Annotated in this window: 14 protein-coding genes; 4 read left to right on the forward strand and 10 right to left on the reverse strand. The window is 35.5% G+C overall.

All coding sequences use genetic code 11. From position 1 onward, the window contains the following. Positions 1-237: 237 nt before the first annotated feature. Positions 238-1,410 (reverse strand): beta-aspartyl-peptidase, encoded by a 1,173-nt coding sequence (gene iadA, locus HR057_RS11870; protein WP_173731656.1) that lies wholly within the window; start codon positions 1,408-1,410, stop codon positions 238-240. Positions 1,411-1,501: 91 nt separating this feature from the next. Further along, positions 1,502-2,413, reverse strand: coding sequence for a DMT family transporter (locus HR057_RS11875; protein WP_173731657.1), 912 nt, complete (start codon positions 2,411-2,413; stop codon positions 1,502-1,504). Between the two features lie 258 nt (positions 2,414-2,671). On the opposite strand from HR057_RS11875, the gene HR057_RS11880 reads away from it, so the two are divergent. Beyond that, the gene (locus HR057_RS11880) at positions 2,672-4,123 is read left to right on the forward strand and encodes a DEAD/DEAH box helicase (RefSeq protein WP_173731658.1); all 1,452 of its coding nucleotides are present in this window, start codon (positions 2,672-2,674) and stop codon (positions 4,121-4,123) included. Positions 4,124-4,488: 365 nt separating this feature from the next. On the opposite strand, the gene HR057_RS11885 is transcribed toward HR057_RS11880, so the two are convergent. From HR057_RS11885 to HR057_RS11895, 3 genes are read right to left on the reverse strand one after another with little or no spacing between them, the layout of a single operon-like run. Next, a complete protein-coding gene (locus HR057_RS11885; RefSeq protein WP_173731659.1) occupies positions 4,489-5,664 on the reverse strand; it encodes a Ger(x)C family spore germination protein in 1,176 nt (391 codons plus the stop codon). Beyond that, complete coding sequence (locus HR057_RS11890; protein WP_173731660.1) at positions 5,661-7,145, reverse strand: spore germination protein; 1,485 nt, start codon at positions 7,143-7,145, stop codon at positions 5,661-5,663. Before HR057_RS11890 ends, HR057_RS11885 begins: the two co-directional genes overlap by 4 nt. Further along, positions 7,135-8,235 (reverse strand): GerAB/ArcD/ProY family transporter, encoded by a 1,101-nt coding sequence (locus HR057_RS11895; protein ID WP_173731661.1) that lies wholly within the window; start codon positions 8,233-8,235, stop codon positions 7,135-7,137. The genes HR057_RS11890 and HR057_RS11895 overlap by 11 nt, the downstream gene beginning before the upstream one ends. Positions 8,236-8,728: 493 nt before the next feature. Here HR057_RS11895 and HR057_RS11900 point away from each other — a divergent pair, with 493 nt between their 5' ends. Continuing rightward, the gene (locus HR057_RS11900; protein ID WP_173731662.1) at positions 8,729-9,229 is read left to right on the forward strand and encodes a hypothetical protein; all 501 of its coding nucleotides are present in this window, start codon (positions 8,729-8,731) and stop codon (positions 9,227-9,229) included. A gap of 133 nt (positions 9,230-9,362) precedes the next feature. Here the strand turns inward: HR057_RS11900 and HR057_RS11905 are convergent, their stop codons facing one another. From HR057_RS11905 to HR057_RS11925, 5 genes are all read right to left on the reverse strand, one after another. Next, positions 9,363-10,187, reverse strand: a complete 825-nt coding sequence (locus HR057_RS11905) for a serine/threonine protein kinase (RefSeq protein WP_173731663.1) — start codon at positions 10,185-10,187, stop codon at positions 9,363-9,365. Positions 10,188-10,873: 686 nt separating this feature from the next. Further along, positions 10,874-12,022: an ABC transporter permease gene (locus tag HR057_RS11910; protein WP_173731664.1), complete on the reverse strand. Its 1,149-nt coding sequence runs from the start codon at positions 12,020-12,022 to the stop codon at positions 10,874-10,876. Then, positions 12,019-12,705 carry an ABC transporter ATP-binding protein gene (locus HR057_RS11915; protein ID WP_173731665.1) on the reverse strand — a complete coding sequence of 229 codons (687 nt, stop codon included), beginning with the start codon at positions 12,703-12,705 and terminating at the stop codon, positions 12,019-12,021. Before HR057_RS11915 ends, HR057_RS11910 begins: the two co-directional genes overlap by 4 nt. Before the next feature lie 13 nt (positions 12,706-12,718). Continuing rightward, entirely contained in the window at positions 12,719-13,867 is a 1,149-nt protein-coding gene (locus HR057_RS11920) for an ABC transporter permease (protein ID WP_173731666.1), read from the reverse strand. A gap of 98 nt (positions 13,868-13,965) precedes the next feature. Then, entirely contained in the window at positions 13,966-14,190 is a 225-nt protein-coding gene (locus tag HR057_RS11925; RefSeq protein ID WP_173731667.1) for a hypothetical protein, read from the reverse strand. 204 nt (positions 14,191-14,394) lie between these two features. On the opposite strand from HR057_RS11925, the gene HR057_RS11930 reads away from it, so the two are divergent. Together HR057_RS11930 and HR057_RS11935 are read left to right on the forward strand one after the other, a co-directional pair. Further along, positions 14,395-15,660 carry a 4Fe-4S binding protein gene (locus HR057_RS11930; RefSeq protein WP_173731668.1) on the forward strand — a complete coding sequence of 422 codons (1,266 nt, stop codon included), beginning with the start codon at positions 14,395-14,397 and terminating at the stop codon, positions 15,658-15,660. Positions 15,661-15,693: 33 nt separating this feature from the next. Continuing rightward, positions 15,694-16,074 (forward strand): c-type cytochrome, encoded by a 381-nt coding sequence (locus HR057_RS11935; protein WP_173731669.1) that lies wholly within the window; start codon positions 15,694-15,696, stop codon positions 16,072-16,074. Positions 16,075-16,089: the final 15 nt, after the last annotated feature.

Raw genomic sequence — 16,089 nt, forward strand, 5'->3', positions numbered from 1 at the left:
TGGAATGCTCCATTGCATTAAGTCTGAGCTTAGGCTAATTCGGGTACTAATTCAAAATATATTTGGATTGAATTTTTGAGAAAAATATTAATGGCAGGTGGTGGAATCTCTTTTTCTTCACCTGCCATTTTTTATATTTGTTTTGGAGTTGGTAACATCTAATTTATTCAGTTTTTCCCCAGCTCCCCAATTTTTTACTTGTTATAAATTTATACTTTTGTAGTCTTTCGGAGCGCGCTATTCAAATGTCCCTTTCACAACAATCTCTTTTTCTAATATCATTGGTTTTCCCATAGCAATGACGCTGTCAATTTCGAGTGAATTTTTTTCAAGGATGACAAGATCAGCATCCAATCCTTCTTTAATTTGTCCTTTTTGTTTTAATTTCAAAATGGATGCAGGGTTAGAAGTAACGACACGGATGGCCGTTTCTATTGGAATTTTATGTACCAAAATTGCTTCAACGACAGCATCATATAATGACTGTACTTTTCCTATTTTTAAACCGATTAATTCTCCATTTTTATCAAAATCTGGAAGACTTGCTTGACCATCAGAAGAAAATGTCATTTGCTCTATTGGTACATTTGCTTCAAGCATTTGTTTTAGCGCCTTACTTGCTTTTACCTCCCCTTCCTCTAAAAATATTGGAACGGTACTTGTTGTAAAATCAACATATCCACCTTTTTTGGCAAAACGAATTCCAGCTTCAAATAAATATGGATTACGGTTCATATGAGTTGGATAAAATTGACGCAACGGGATGTCTGTTTTTTCTGCTACTTCTTCAAGTAACGATAGCATTGATAAACTATCGCCTATGTGAACATTGACAATTCCAGCCTTTCCGGATAACATTCCACCAATTCGTGCAGCTGCAGCAATTTTAGCAATTTCTTCAAAAGTTGGCTGTGAAGAACGGTGGTCTGCGATAGCAATCTCTCCGACGCCGATGATTTTATCAATTAAAATAAGATCATCTTCAATTTTGCCAGTAACAGTTTTAACAGGAATTTGGTAAGAACCGGTATGGACAAAACAAGTGATTCCTTCTTCTTCTAAAGCCCGGGCTTTGGCAATTAAAGCAGGCGTCGTTCGGGTTGTCCCATCAGTGCCAATCACGCCAACAATGGTTGTAATTCCAGCAGTTGTTGCATCTGTTAATTGCAATTCAGGCGTGCGCGTTCGAAAACCTCCTTCACCGCCTCCGCCTATGATATGTACGTGAGAATCAATAAAACCGGGGACTATGATTTTATTTGTTGCATCAATAATATTAATATCAATGGACGATGTGGAGAAGCTGATATCATCCTTTATATAGCCGATTTTTTTATCAACAAGTAAAATATCTTTTTTTCCAAGGTAGTCTGGAGAATAAATTTCTCCGTTTTTAATAACCGTTAACATAAAAGGCCTCCTTTTTTGATGGCAATTCATCCGTGTTTTGACAAAGGATCACATATGAGCGTTGTGGCAGATTTTACACAAGCTATTACCATCACGTTTGAACGTTTTGGTTGAGATTTTTTGGCCGTTTTTCCTGACTTTCTTTTTTCCATAAAAAGAGAAATAATCCGGTCATTAGAATAGTGCCGCCAACCCATTGAGAAGCGGTCAATTTTTCGTTTAGGATAAAATAAGCTAAAATGGATGCACCAACTGGTTCAAATAAAATAGTCATTGAAATCGTTGAAGTGCTTAACCATTTGATCGCCCAATTAAATAATGTATGTCCTAATAAGGTTGGGATGATTGCTAATAGGAGAAATACAATCCAATCTTTCATTGGATAAGAAAAAAAAGAATAGCCAAGGATTAGATCATAAATTATTAAAGTAATAGAACTAATTGAATAAACGATAAATGTATATGTATAAAGAGAAAGGCGTTTTCGGACTGTTTGTCCAAATAAGAAATATGCTGTAACGATTATAGCAGCAACAATCGCAAGGAAATCACCTAACAAGGCCATCCCACTAACTTGGAAATCTCCCCAGCTAATGATGATGCTTCCTATGATTGCAAAAAGTCCACTTAATACAGCAACAACGGTTAATCTTTCTTTATAAAAAAAATAAGTTCCGATAAAAGCAAAAATTGGTTGAAGTGTCACCAGTACGACTGAGCTGGCAACAGATGTATAATTTAATGATTCAAACCAAAAAATAAAATGGAAGGCAAGGAACACACCGGCAATGATCGAGTATATCCAGTCTTTTTTTTCAATAGATCGCAATTCTTGTAAATAATTTGAAGAAAAAAATGGCAGCATTAATAAAACTGCAAGTAATAAACGATAGGTAGCAGTAATTGCTGCAGGAGCTGATGAAAGTTTAACTAAAATAGCAGATGTTGAGACAGCAATGGCACCGATCGCTAATGCTAAATAATGACTTATTTTAGGTTTCATAAAGTCTTGAATCCCCTCATTTTATTAATATAATAATTATTATTTTAACACAGTTTCTGATTTGTCTGTAAGTATTTTACATGTGTGAATTTACAATTGATCTTATCTCAATTGTATGGTTCACAAGATTATCAGTAGTGTTTTGAGAATAACACGGAAAATCCAATTGCTGAATATTTATTTTATTTGCGTAAGATATGGAAATATGATAGCATTACTTAATATGCAAAATTGTAGAAGTTAGGGAGTTTTGAATACATGACAATGTTTCATGAATTAGGAATTAGCGAACAAGTAATGAAATCAATTCAAGCAATGGGTTTTGAGGAAGCAACTCCAATCCAAGCTGAAACGATACCTGTCTCATTAAAAGGGAAGGATGTCATTGGCCAAGCGCAAACGGGTACTGGAAAGACAGCAGCTTTTGGTATTCCGATGGTTGAAAAAATTGATGTGAAAAATCCTCAAATTCAAGGAATTGTTGTGGCTCCAACACGGGAGTTGGCAATCCAAGTTGCGGAAGAGTTGAATCGAATTGGACATTTTAAAGGGGTTAAAGCATTGCCAATTTACGGCGGACAAGATATTAACCGCCAAATTCGCGCTCTTAAAAATAAACCGCATATTATTGTTGGGACGCCTGGTCGTTTAATTGACCACATAAATCGGAGAACAATCCGTTTGAATAATATACAGACCGTTGTTTTAGATGAAGCAGATGAAATGCTGAATATGGGTTTTATTAGTGATATTGAGGCTATCCTTAAAGAAGTGCCGACCGAGCGCCAAACGTTGCTGTTTTCTGCAACAATGCCGGATCCGATTCGTAAAATCGGCGAGAATTTTATGAAAGATCCGGTCTTAATAAAAGTAAAAGCAAAAGAAATGACTGTTCCCAATATTGAGCAATATTATATTGAGATGCATGAAAAGAAGAAGTTCGATGTATTAACCCGATTATTAGATATGGAATCTCCAGAACTAGCCATTGTTTTTGGTCGGACAAAACGACGCGTTGATGAGTTAAGTGAAGCACTTAATTCAAGAGGTTATGCTGCAGAAGGGATTCATGGGGATTTAACACAAGCAAAAAGGACTTCTGTTTTGAATAAGTTTAAATCAGGAACTATTGAAGTGCTTGTAGCAACGGATGTAGCAGCCCGTGGTTTAGATATTTCTGGTGTGACACATGTGTATAACTTTGATATTCCGCAAGATCCGGAAAGTTATGTTCACCGGATCGGAAGAACAGGACGTGCTGGAAAAACAGGGCTTGCCTATACTTTTGTAACCCCTAGAGAAATGGGGCAGCTAAAAAATATCGAGCGAATAACAAAAAGGACGATGGTCCGCAGACCTATTCCTTCTTTGGATGACGCTTTAGAAGGTCAAAAGAGAATTACTGCGGAAAAAATTCTTTATACTATACAACATGAGAATTATTCATTTTATAAGCATTTAGCTGAAGAATTGCTTGATGAACATGATTCAGTAACAGTTGTTGCTGCAGCGATCAAATTGTTAACAAAAGAACCTGATACTACGCCTGTACATCTAACAGAAGAAGCACCAATTATCGTAAAAGAGAAAAAACGAGATAATCGTAGACGTGAGACAGGAAAGAGTCGAATGAAAGCAATCCACAACCGGAGTGGAAGAGGGCGCAGCACAAGTACTGGCAGTGCAAGGAAAAAAACATATAATAAATAAATGCGCAATAAAAGGCACCTTAAGCCGACCATCAATCGGTTTAAGGTGCTTTCTTTTTTAAGAAATATCTGCATGGCGGTGCCAGCCCCCTCTGGTGTACCGTCTGCGGCACCGTCTGTGGTGTGGTGTCAGCCCCCTCTGGTGTACCGCCTGTGGCACCATCTGTGGTAGGGTGCCAGCCCCCTCTGGTGTACCGCCTGCGGTACCATCTGTGGTAGGGTGCCAGCCCCCTCTGGTGTGCCGTCTGCGGCACCGTCTGGGGTAGGGTGCCAGATCCCTCTGGTGTACCGTCTGCGGCACCATCTGTGGTGTGGTGCCAGACCCCTCTCCTGTACCATCTCCGGCACCATGTCCGTCCCTCACTTTTAATCAGATAGTTTTTCAGTTATAGGTATATTACGATCTCTTTCTCCATGAATAATTTTTACTTTGACGTAGACTTCCAAGCTATCCTCATTTAATGGTATTTTTCCGTTTTGTTCAATTTTTTTCCAAATACGGACGTTTCGGCGATATAATTTTTCAGATAAGCGAAAAATATCAAAATCGTTATCAAGTCCTCTAACAAAAGTTTCTTTAATTTCATTTTCAATTCTTTTTCTTACTTTGTTATTAATTTTTTTCAAAGGTTCTTTTTTAACAATTTCCCTTATTCTGCTAATAATTTCAACGTTCATCTGAAAACGAATGAACTGGCCGTTTTTTATGATTGGTTTGTATTTTACTTTTACTTGGTCAACTAGTAGACTAACATGAGTTGGACCATGGTTTACAGTTATTTCCTGTCTTGTTGCGTCTTTGTTTGTCCATCTTATTCCATTTATTTCATTAATAATAAAATCCTTTACATTGTTATTTGCAACAAAAAATGCACCATATATTTCAACGACTTGTGTAGGCTCTTTGTCAGTTTGCCACTTATCTTTTTTGGTCAATTTAACATAAGGTATTTGGACTTGATGAGGAGGTTCATTTAATTTAATTAATAATTCCCTTAAAGTAATTGGATTAATGAGTGAATTTTGTCTATAGGTTGCTTTTGGATCAGTAAGGCGCGATAGAGCAATCGACATTTCTAATTGAGGAAGTGTTTTTAACAGATCAAATAACGGCTCCTTTGTACCATAAATCCAAGTATTATAACGTGTTTCATGATATCTGCTAATTACTCCAAGAGTCCCTACGATCGCACCGTCTTTTTTTAGTGCATTTTCTGAAAAAATAATATAAGCTAAATGTCCCCAATAAATTCTTCGTGACGTCGAACGATACACATCAAAGAAAGCATCATTGATTGTTTTTCCATCACCGCGTCCAACGACAACATGAATATTCGCTTCCCCTCCAGTTGCTTCAGATTTTGCTAGCGAGGAAGGATTAATAATCTGTAAATAAACATAATATCTGTCATCTTTATAATCTACACCTAATCCATGAACGTAAATCATTCTTTCAGGTTCATTCGCGTCCCAGCACCCAGTTAATAAAATAAGTATCAAAAAATTTATTAATAAAAGAGAACCCCTTTTAAAAAAACTCATGTTGAGCCACCCTTTTTCGTTTGATCAGATGGGCGCAAAGAACTTGGCCGACTTTTATTTGTTTTTTCAGGAACTTTGAAGATTGATTTAAATATGTTTTTTATGCTAAGTCTTGATGCAACTTGCAGGTAAGGGACACCAAATGAGTGAACTCGACCAATAATGATTGCCAAAAAGTAAAGTGAAACGAACAATCCTAAAAAACCAAAAAGTGAAGCTGTAATGATCATAAAAATACGAATTAAAGAAACAACACCTGTTAAAGTTTGATTGACTAGTGTAAAGGTCGCAATCGTTGATGCAGCAATAATCACCAGCATAGCAGGACTTGTTAATCCTGCTCGTATGGCTGCATCTCCTATTATTAGACCGCCAATCACACTAAAAGTTTGTCCAATTGATAAAGGGAGCCGCATTCCAGCCTCCTTAAACATCTCAAATAATAACAGCATAAGAATTGCTTCCAAAGCGGTTGGGAGTGGAACACCTTTTCTTGCTTCGACAATGGTTGCTAATAAAGTAAAAGGGATTTGATTTTGATGAAATGAAGTTAAAGCAACCCAAAATGCCGGTAAAAGAACTGCAATTGCAACTGCAACAAGCCTTATCAATCTTTCAAAAGAATTATAAAAAAAGCCCGTTTCCGTGTCTTCCGCAGTTTTCAACAAAAAGAATAAATTGACTGGTGTAATAAGTGCATGGGATACACCATCAATCAAAATAACAAACCGACCATTTAGCAAAGCTTGTACAGAATAGTCAGGTCTTCCGGTGCTGGTATAACGAGGAAATATGGAAATAAAATTTTCATCTATTAATTCTTCTAGTTGTGTACTGCTATAAAGTCCGTCAATATCAATTGAATCAATTTTCCTTCGAATGTACTTAAGAACTTCTTTATTTGCGACATCATTTATGTAAAGAAGAAATACTTTTGTTTTCGTGCGCCTACCAACTTCGAAGTTTTCACAAACAAATGATGTTGTTGGCAATCTTTTTCGAATTAATGCAAGATTCGTCATTATATCTTCAATAAAGTTATCACGGGGGCCTTTGAAACTTATTTCTAATGTAGTTTCTTCTGGTTTTCGCTGAGGTTTTTTTGAAATATCGACTGATAAAACGGTGTTATCGGCTTTGAATAATATTAATAATTTTCCTGAAAAAACTTCTACCTCTGCTTGTTCTAAAGTTTCAATGGGTTTAACAGAAGGAAGTTGTAATTTTGTAATGGATGAACGATCTTTTCGATCTTCAAGAGGTAATTGAAAATATTCATCGAGTCGTGCAGGAACCGTATTATAAAGCATCACATTATCAATCAGACCTGCACAATAAATAAAAGTTACATCATTTCCGTGAAAATTAAGAGATGTAAAAACTACATCTAAACATGATTGAAAAGTTTCTTTGAACATATTTTCATTAAGATTTGAACTTTCAGTGGTACGCCCCTTACCGCTGCCTCTGTTAAACTTCATTTGTTTGACCTCTCTCATTTTTTGGTTTGATGAATACAATCATCGTAAGGATGATTGGTAAGGAGAAGAAAAATATAAATGAAGCAGGTAATATAAACTTCTTTACTAAATAAAGAAATTGAAAATCTGTGATCGGAATTAAAGCCCCACCTGCAATTACTATAGATAGCATCAGTAAAAGTAGATTTTTTATTCGGGTGTTTTTTACTTTTATTGTTTCTTTTACTATGAAAAGAAATAAAGAAATGCGTATAAATATCCCTGATAACCATTGATAAATAGATAAAAAATCAACATGGTTAATATAGATACCAATCGAAACGAGATTCCATTGTTCGTAAGCTGGGAATCTTTGTTTCTGTGCTTCTTGTACTCCAAATTCTGCAATTGCCCCAAGGAGGGGGCCGAGCGTTAAGATTGTTAAGAAAAGAATAGCGATGAATAAATGGCGAAAACGAAATGGTTTCTTTATTTTATGTTGAAGTAATAAAAACAAAGTTATCTCCATAACACCAGAAGCTTGATAAAAGACTCCTTCTATTACAGGACGGTACCCATATTCTAACATTGGCATTATTAAGGAATAGTTTTTAAACTGAATATTTGATATTCCAACAAACAATCCGAAAATGATGATAAAAGTTAGTAGAAGAACATTAATGACGTTCATGACGCTGAATTTTGAGATGGAAAGGTACCAACATAATGAAATTATTATCATACTAACAAGAATTTGGGGAGTCTCAGGTAAATAGGCAATTGTTGTCCATGTAATGGTCTCCCGCAAAGTGACTATAGAAATTAGTGTAAAGTAAATAATCATAATGGATAGAAGAAATAAAGACAACTTTTTGCCGAGTCTATTTTCGATCAAGTTAAATATTGATTCGGAATAAGTTTTTTTATGAATGAAAAACAAAAGGGGCGCCCATAAAATTGCAAGCACCATTGTAATAAGTACACTAATCCAAGCATCTCTTCCCGAAGATGAAATCAAATGATGAATAAGAAATACATGTGTATTGAAACCACTGGCAGTCGTTATTAGAAAAATGATATGAATCGGAGATACACGATCTGTATTGTCCATGGTAACTAACCCTCACAATGATTGGATGATTTACAAGCTTATTTTTTGGAAAAGTGAGGAATTTATTCAGAATTAATGGTAAGGAAAGAAAAATGGGGGTGTAAATTTGAAGAATACGAACAACTGTATTTGTAAGGATTTGTTTTTCTCCTCTGTTAACAGCAATATACCACAGAGAACACCCTTCATTTCAATGAAAGGATGAATCGATTAAGGACAAAGGATGCTTTTAATAATCTTCTTTATCTAATTGAGATAAAATCTTCTTTACTAAATCATTAATTGACACTTCAAATATTTTAGAAAGCATCACAATTTATCTACTCAATCTAACAGTATTTAATTGTTAGGCTTCGCACATTTAGAAGGGTGAGAGTAAAAGAACCTCCTCATTTCGATGAGGAGTTATTCAGAAGGTAGGTATAAAAAGGAATCACCATAACATTCTATAAACACCTGCCGGGAGGTAAATACTACTATTGGAGGTGAAATGATGAAAAAACAAACGCTTATATTATTGGGGGTGTTATTGTTTCCTTGGATTTCTATGCTTTTTATGAGAAAAAGAGAAGTAGAAAAATATCTGTATTCGGTCATTTTTATCTCCTTTTTAACCAAAGCAATCGATAAATTTGGAGAAAAGCGGAAATGGTGGCGGTTTTATAAAGGAATCTCCTTATTTAATAGCATGGATTTTTTCATTATGGGTCCTTACTTGGTGAGCAGTTTTTGGATGTTGAAATGGTTTTATGGTAAGTTCGTTCGATACTTGGTGATGAATGTTCTTATGCAAAGTGTATTTGCTTATTTAGGTGGAGTTGAATACGCCGAACGATTCAAAATCTTTAGGTTAGTTAGAATCTCTAAATGGCAATATATTTTGAGTACCTTTATTCGAGCGATTGCTTTATATGGATTTCAATATTTCAGTGATTTTTGTGTGAACGGAACAAAAAAAGCAAAAGACTATATTATCAAACCAAACGGTATATAAACACACGAAAGGGGCTGTGCTAAAGGTTGATTTTCATCAACTTTTCTGACAGCCCTTTAAAGAGAATACCAAGCAAAAGCACAGTAGGGTTCAATGTATGTGTCCAATATTTTGATAGAGTATCATCCTTATTTTATTTTGATTCATAAATTAATTGATCAACATCATAAATAACTTCTTCTACATGATTATATGGAGGGTCTAATTGAAGGAGACGTCTAATAAGTTGCCGAGCGCGATCAGGTAACACTAACTCTTCTTCCCAACTTTTTTCTTTTTTTGAAACTGGTGTATAGCCTGAATAAAGTAGGAATAAAATAAAATGTCCTAATGAGTAAAAATCACTTTTATAATGGATCTCTCGTTTTAACTTTTTTTCAATGTCATAACCTTTCATCTCGGTATTAAACACATCATTACGCCTATCATCGATAAAACGTGCCAACCCAAAATCTATCACATAAATCACGCCGTCCTTCACCATGATGTTTGGTATTCGTAGGTCACGATGAATAATGTTATGACTATGAATATAAGCGACAATATCAAGCACATCACGGAGTATGTGGAATGCATCAATTGCTTTAAAAACCATCATTTCCTTAAAAATTAAATCTTCAAAGGTTCGTCCATTGACATACTCCATCGTAAAAAAATGATGTCCATTAAAAGTGAAGCTTTCTCCAAATTTAGGAATTTGGGGATGGTTTAATAAAGATAAAATATTTTTTTCATTTTCAAATGATAAATGAACTTTCTCTAATTTTTTTCTAGATGGTTTCATTTGTTTAAGGACGCATACATTATTATTTAAATGATTTTGAGTTAAATAGGTAATTCCATAACTCCCCATCCCTAAACAATCGATAATCGTATATTTATCATTAATAATCGTTCCATTTTTAAATGGGCGGTCATAAATAATCGTTTTTAAATTTTGAAGGAAATTATTAATCATTTTTTACTCAACTACTAAAAAAGTCTGAAAAAAAGCTGCCGCTTTTATATTTTCTTTTATAATGATTATGTCCGTAGCTTGAATGACTGTGGAACCCATGCTTTTTATATATATTTTTTTTATAATCACTGCTGCTATAATGATGATGGTTCGAGTTTAGTAATGTCCTTATTATTTTCTTTAGCATAATATCTACTCCCTTATCGGAATTTAATGTACTTATTTTACGATAAAGGTATATGTTAAGTTTCATTTATTGATGATTTTTTCCTAACAAAATAAAAAGATAGTAGGCGACGACTATCTTTTTTGGAAACTTACTATAAATTTTAATACTTTCTTAATATCTGAAGTAATTTCTTGAATGTCGGATGAAATGGTTTCATTTAGATTTAGCATTTGTTGTTAAGTTTTGCTATTAACAGAGGAATTTTTTTTTAGTAAAAAAGCCTAACGCCTAAAAGGCTAGATGGGCAAAAATTATTTTTTTCTAAAGCTTCCGTGTACCCAGATACAAGTGAGAACCCCATCTAAAGCAACAACAAAATACCGTTGCCATTTTGTTTTGTTACTGTCAGCTACTTACGTTGTAACCCTAGCAAGCTCCAGAAAGTAATGTCTTATTTGTTGTTAACCTATTAGGTTGCTAGGGGTAAAGCGGGAACGAATGGATTTTAGCCTCACGTTCATCCGTTTATTTTCAACAGCTTCAATGGATCTTGCTTTAAAGCGAGGCTAATTGGATAGATGGCAGTTAAGATGGAAACAATAATCGTTGCCGATATAATTATGAGTATTTGGTTCCAAGAAATGATGGCAAAAAACTCAAATTCGCTCATCATCCCATTGAAAATATTAGCTAGCGCTATACCAATCATAATGCCAATTAAACTGCCGATAATAGCTATAGCTACTGTTTCCATCACTAAAATTTTGCTTATCATTGCACGATTAAAACCGATGGCGCGCCAAAGTGAGAATTCATTTCGCCTTTCTTCCGTTTGAGAAAGAAGGGTAACAAAAATAACTGCAGTTCCTAACAATGTGACAGCAATAAAGATATAAGGCGTGATTTTTGCAATTTCACTAATGATTTCTGCTTTTTCATCAATTGTACTTTCAACTTTTGACCAAGACCAGCCAAGCGGGACATGTTCTTCTTTCATGACGGCTTGATAAGGTAAAGCTGCTTCTACAAAATCAATTCCATTAGCGAAAAACGGGTGATTAATAGATGTAAACATCAGTTGATCATCAATATGGCCAGTATAGTGAAGGTATCCTGATACAACAAAAGTTTCCTCACTCCCATTAAGAGAAAGGTTAAGCGTATCACCTTCGTACAAATTATATTTTTGGGCAATATCATAGCCGATTAAAATTTCTTTTTCTGCATTTGGCCAGGATCCCCACACTTTCCACCAAGGTTTTAATTTCTTTTCTTCTTCCAAGTCAATTCCGACTAGTGCATAAGTTTTATTATCATCTTGATTCACAACTGCTTGAACAGCACGAGGACTAATTCCGATAAAATGGTTGTTGCTTTTTTCTTTTATGCTGACGAACTCATCTTTCGATAGTTTTTCTGATTGGACATTGCTATTTATAAATAAAGGGACTCCGCGATACGAAATTTGTTCGGTTTTATTTTCGTTGGATAAAATATAAACTTCCCCGTACCTTTCTAAATTTTCTTTGACGGACTCTTTCATTCCTTGGTAAGAAGCGAGGACAACAGTAATCATTAAAACGCCTAAAATTGTACCAGTAAGTAAAATAGCTGTATGTTTGCGCCGCTTTTTTAGTCCTACAAAAACGAGTTGAAGCCAGCTCATTTCAAAACCGCCTCATTAATTGCGCCGTCTTTCATTTCAAACATACGGTTGCCGTACGAGGCATATTCCAGTTGATGGGTAATGAATAAAATCGTCTGTCCTTTTTTATTTAAAGCGGCAAATAAATCCATAATTTCTTTGCTCGTTTTTGAATCTAAATTACCGGTCGGCTCATCGGCAAGAAGCAGCGATGGATTCGTTACAATTGCTCTAGCAATCGCCACCCGTCCTTGTTCACCTCCAGAAAGCTGGTTGGGATAGCGGTTGGCCTTATCAGCTAAACCAACTTGCTCAAGCATGAATTTTGCCCGTTCAATTTGTTCCTGTATTGCAATTTTTCGCGGCACTAATGGCAGCATTATATTTTCTAAAGCAGTCAAATAAGGAATTAAATGCATATGTTGAAAAACAAAGCCGATATGCTTTTGTCTAAATTCCGTCAGCTCTTCTTTCGATAGATTATAAAGATCAATGTCTTTAAAGACGACCTTGCCAGTTGTTGGCTCCTGCAAGCCGCCGCAAATGGTCAGCAATGTGCTTTTACCGGAACCGGAAGGGCCGATAATCGAAACGAAATCGCCTGTATGAATTGAAAAAGAAATTCCTTTCAGAATATCCACTTCTGTTTGTCCATCCTGGAATTTTTTGTACACATCTTCAAGTGTGAGCAGCACATTTGTCATTATTACCACACCTTTACCATTTTTTTAATGCTTCAACCGGATCAATCGTAGTGGCATATCTTGTCGGTCCAATCGATGCAATCCAAATCATTAATACAGCTAAAACAATGGTCCCTAATACTGCTTCCCAATGTGTGGCAACAAGCGCTTGATCTTTAAACCATATCGCAATAACGGCCGCATCGATCCCTAAACCAATCAGATAGCCAAAAACGCCTCCAATCAACCCCATCAAGGAAGCCTCTGTTAAAATAAGCAAATCTATCTGTTTATTAGGAAAACCAATTGTCCTTAATAAGCCAATTTCAGCACTACGTGTACGGACATATGAAGACATCATTCTCATTAATACATAAATGCCGGAAACAATGATGATAATGGCGACAGTATAAAAAAACATTCGGAACTTATCGATTGTTTCCTCGCGTGCAAGTGCAATATCTTGCAATGGCTTTACATCTACATCTTTCATGTCAGAGCGAATATTGCCTGCAATATTATAGATTGGACAGGCGTAACAAAAAGCTACGACTTCAGCAAATGAAATTTCAGACCCTCTATTGAGCAAGTTTTGTGCTTTACTTAGATCCATGTACAAAAGCTGATCTTCCTCGTTTTCAAGTTGCTCAAAAATACCTGATACAGTAAAATCTTCATTTTTAATCGTTAGAATGGCCCCTACATTAGCTTGAAGCTTGTTAGCAAGCTTTGCTCCCAACATAATTTCATTTTCATGCTCTGGATAGCTGCCTTCATACTTCACCCAATTTCGAATGGCTTTTTCAGTTTTAAATTTAACGCCGATTAGCCCGACAAATTGGTCATTGATTTTTACTTTGTCTAAAAGTTTAGGAGAAATATATGCGATGTATTCATTGTTATAAATGTTTTTAATAACTTCTAAATCTTCAAGTTTCATTGTTTTCATTTCTCCGCCAATATAAACAGGTCCATAGGCAACATAGATATCATCTTGTTTGGGAGAAACAATAATATTTGCTCCTAGCTCGTCAAACGTTTTAGATAGTCCTTTGTTTAGACCAAATAATAAATGATATAAAGATGTAATAATAGCAATGATTGCTACTAAACTAAAAGTCATCATAGCCACTTTTCTTTTGTTTCGAAACAAATGTTTTTTCAATAGTGTCCATAACGTCATTTCTGACTCACCTCCCAGCAGTCAGCTTTCTTAAAAACTCATTAAAATAATCGAAAGAACACGTATTTATGCGAACAATCTGGCCAACATGAAAAAAATCAATCATTCTCTATATAATCCGCCTTTAAATCTTTCAAAGCAGAAACAGGCAGTATGATTGAAGCAAGTGAACCAAGAATGGTCCATACAACTCCGAAAACTTTCAGACCGCTAATATACATGATGGCGCCGCCACCAATTCCAAAAAAAGCAATAAAAGCAGATGCCCAAGCAACATATTTTTGAAGGCGCTTAACTTTTTGATATACATCCAATTGAATCATATTTTTCACTCCTCAAAGCTAATTTTTTTTCAATATTGTAAAACTAATAAAAATTTATCGATGTGCTGTAAATCACTTAAGTGGCTTGAGCTATTGAAATTTCAAGGTTTTTACAAAACTGTGATAAATTTCACAGTGATTTAAATCATAACAAACTAAAAAAAATTTCCCTATAATGTGTGCAACAGGGATAGGAGGATCACTATGGGTACGATTAAAATACGCTATTCTCGCCGGGTTACACAGTTATTAGCGTTGGCGATATTTACGATCCTACCATGGATCGATGGGTTTCGATTTGAATTTGGAAACGGTTACTTTGTAATACTTGGAAAAACCTTTATGCTCGGACAGATGTATTTGCTCGTTTTAGCATTTGCAATAAGTTTACTCGTTTTAGCGCTATTTGCTAGAACATTTGGAAGATTGTTTTGCGGATGGGCTTGTGGGCAAACGACTTGGTCTGAGTTTGGGGATTCAATTGTTAAGAGAATTGAAAAATATAAGCGAATGCGTAAACCTTCGGCGAAAAAAACGAAATTATTAATCGATATCATCCTTCGAATGTTAATTGGAATTGTATTCATATGGGCTTTTTTTACAGTAATTTGTTCTTATTTTGTCGGTCCGGATGAAATTATTCGTTGGTTTAAAGAGGGGCCATCCATTTGGTTTTGGGTGCTTGGAACTAAATTTATGGTTGTTGCCTTCATAGATCTTATTGTTATACGTCACAGTTTTTGTAACACTGCTTGTCCTTATGGATTGCTGCAAAAAGTTGTCCAAAAAAATAAAGTATTAAAAGTTACCTTCAATCCAGATGCTTGTATTGATTGTGATATGTGTACAAAAGCATGTTTGATGGGTTTGAAACCACGTTATCTAACCAAGCAAGATTCATGCATTAGCTGCCAAGAATGCGTTGTTGCTTGCGGAGTGAGGGCTGAAAAATTTCAGGCTAAAGGAATGAGTTATGGTACAGAAAATTGCTTGGCGATGACATTTGAACCTCGAGATCCGTCATTAAAAGAAAAATTCGATACCTTATCTTATAGTTTTTTAGGCGGAGCAGTTGTTTTATCTATCGTGTTTGCAATTGGGATTTATTTAGATAATGGTTTAAATTTTAATTTAAAACCTGCTACAGCTAATGTCGCTGAGGCTTCTATAAACGATTCAACTGAAGTAACGGCAGAGTATAGCCGTTTATATGATTTTGAAATCGCCAATCGAACAGAAGAGACGAAAACTTTTTCACTTCAAGTCCGCAGCCAAAACCCTAGTTTAAAGCTGGCGATCGAACCTAGCACGATCAAAATGGAATCTCGAAAAGAGGAGATAAAAGAGATAGAAATATCTCTTTTAAATAAAGAAGACATTCAACCTAGCCGTTACATTATCTGGGTTGATGTTTATGAAAATGAGGAGGTGGTTGAAAGTATTAAGAGCGTCTTTTATTACCAACCATAGTAAAGTTCATAATTGAAAGGGAGGATGGTCAAGTTGAAAAATCTGATTATTTGGTCAGGTGCTGGAGCTGTATTGCTATTATTCTTCTTAGTATTTTCATTTGCAACTGCTGAAAAAGGACTTGCTGAAGACCATGGGGCTCCTTATTGGGGAACAGAATTATCAGACAAAGGCCAAGATATCGCTATTCGTGCAGGCTGTTTAGCTTGCCATAGCTATCGTGGGCAATTGGGAGCGGCAACAGGCCCAACTCTAGATGCTGTTGGCCTTCGTTTAAATGAGCAAGCGATTGAAGCGTTTATTCGAAATGGTACACAATTAATGCCGCCATTTGAAGGTAAATTGTCTGATGATGAAATTAAAACATTGGCCCAATGGCTTTCTACATTTAAGAGCCCATATGAAGAGCGTTAAGAGGGAGGGATTATA

The sequence above is a fragment of the Calidifontibacillus erzurumensis genome (assembly GCF_013303125.1).
Lineage (GTDB): Bacteria > Bacillota > Bacilli > Bacillales > Bacillaceae_J > Calidifontibacillus > Calidifontibacillus erzurumensis.

Bases quoted from the DNA above. Each gene is read 5' to 3' on its own strand.
- iadA (WP_173731656.1), bottom strand. From the start codon at position 1,410: ATGTTAACGGTTATTAAAAACGGAGAAATTTATTCTCCAGACTACCTT.
- HR057_RS11875 (WP_173731657.1), bottom strand. From the start codon at position 2,413: ATGAAACCTAAAATAAGTCATTATTTAGCATTAGCGATCGGTGCCATT.
- HR057_RS11880 (WP_173731658.1), top strand. From the start codon at position 2,672: ATGACAATGTTTCATGAATTAGGAATTAGCGAACAAGTAATGAAATCA.
- HR057_RS11885 (WP_173731659.1), bottom strand. From the start codon at position 5,664: ATGAGTTTTTTTAAAAGGGGTTCTCTTTTATTAATAAATTTTTTGATA.
- HR057_RS11890 (WP_173731660.1), bottom strand. From the start codon at position 7,145: ATGAAGTTTAACAGAGGCAGCGGTAAGGGGCGTACCACTGAAAGTTCA.
- HR057_RS11895 (WP_173731661.1), bottom strand. From the start codon at position 8,235: ATGGACAATACAGATCGTGTATCTCCGATTCATATCATTTTTCTAATA.
- HR057_RS11900 (WP_173731662.1), top strand. From the start codon at position 8,729: ATGAAAAAACAAACGCTTATATTATTGGGGGTGTTATTGTTTCCTTGG.
- HR057_RS11905 (WP_173731663.1), bottom strand. From the start codon at position 10,187: ATGATTAATAATTTCCTTCAAAATTTAAAAACGATTATTTATGACCGC.
- HR057_RS11910 (WP_173731664.1), bottom strand. From the start codon at position 12,022: ATGAGCTGGCTTCAACTCGTTTTTGTAGGACTAAAAAAGCGGCGCAAA.
- HR057_RS11915 (WP_173731665.1), bottom strand. From the start codon at position 12,705: ATGACAAATGTGCTGCTCACACTTGAAGATGTGTACAAAAAATTCCAG.
- HR057_RS11920 (WP_173731666.1), bottom strand. From the start codon at position 13,867: ATGACGTTATGGACACTATTGAAAAAACATTTGTTTCGAAACAAAAGA.
- HR057_RS11925 (WP_173731667.1), bottom strand. From the start codon at position 14,190: ATGATTCAATTGGATGTATATCAAAAAGTTAAGCGCCTTCAAAAATAT.
- HR057_RS11930 (WP_173731668.1), top strand. From the start codon at position 14,395: ATGGGTACGATTAAAATACGCTATTCTCGCCGGGTTACACAGTTATTA.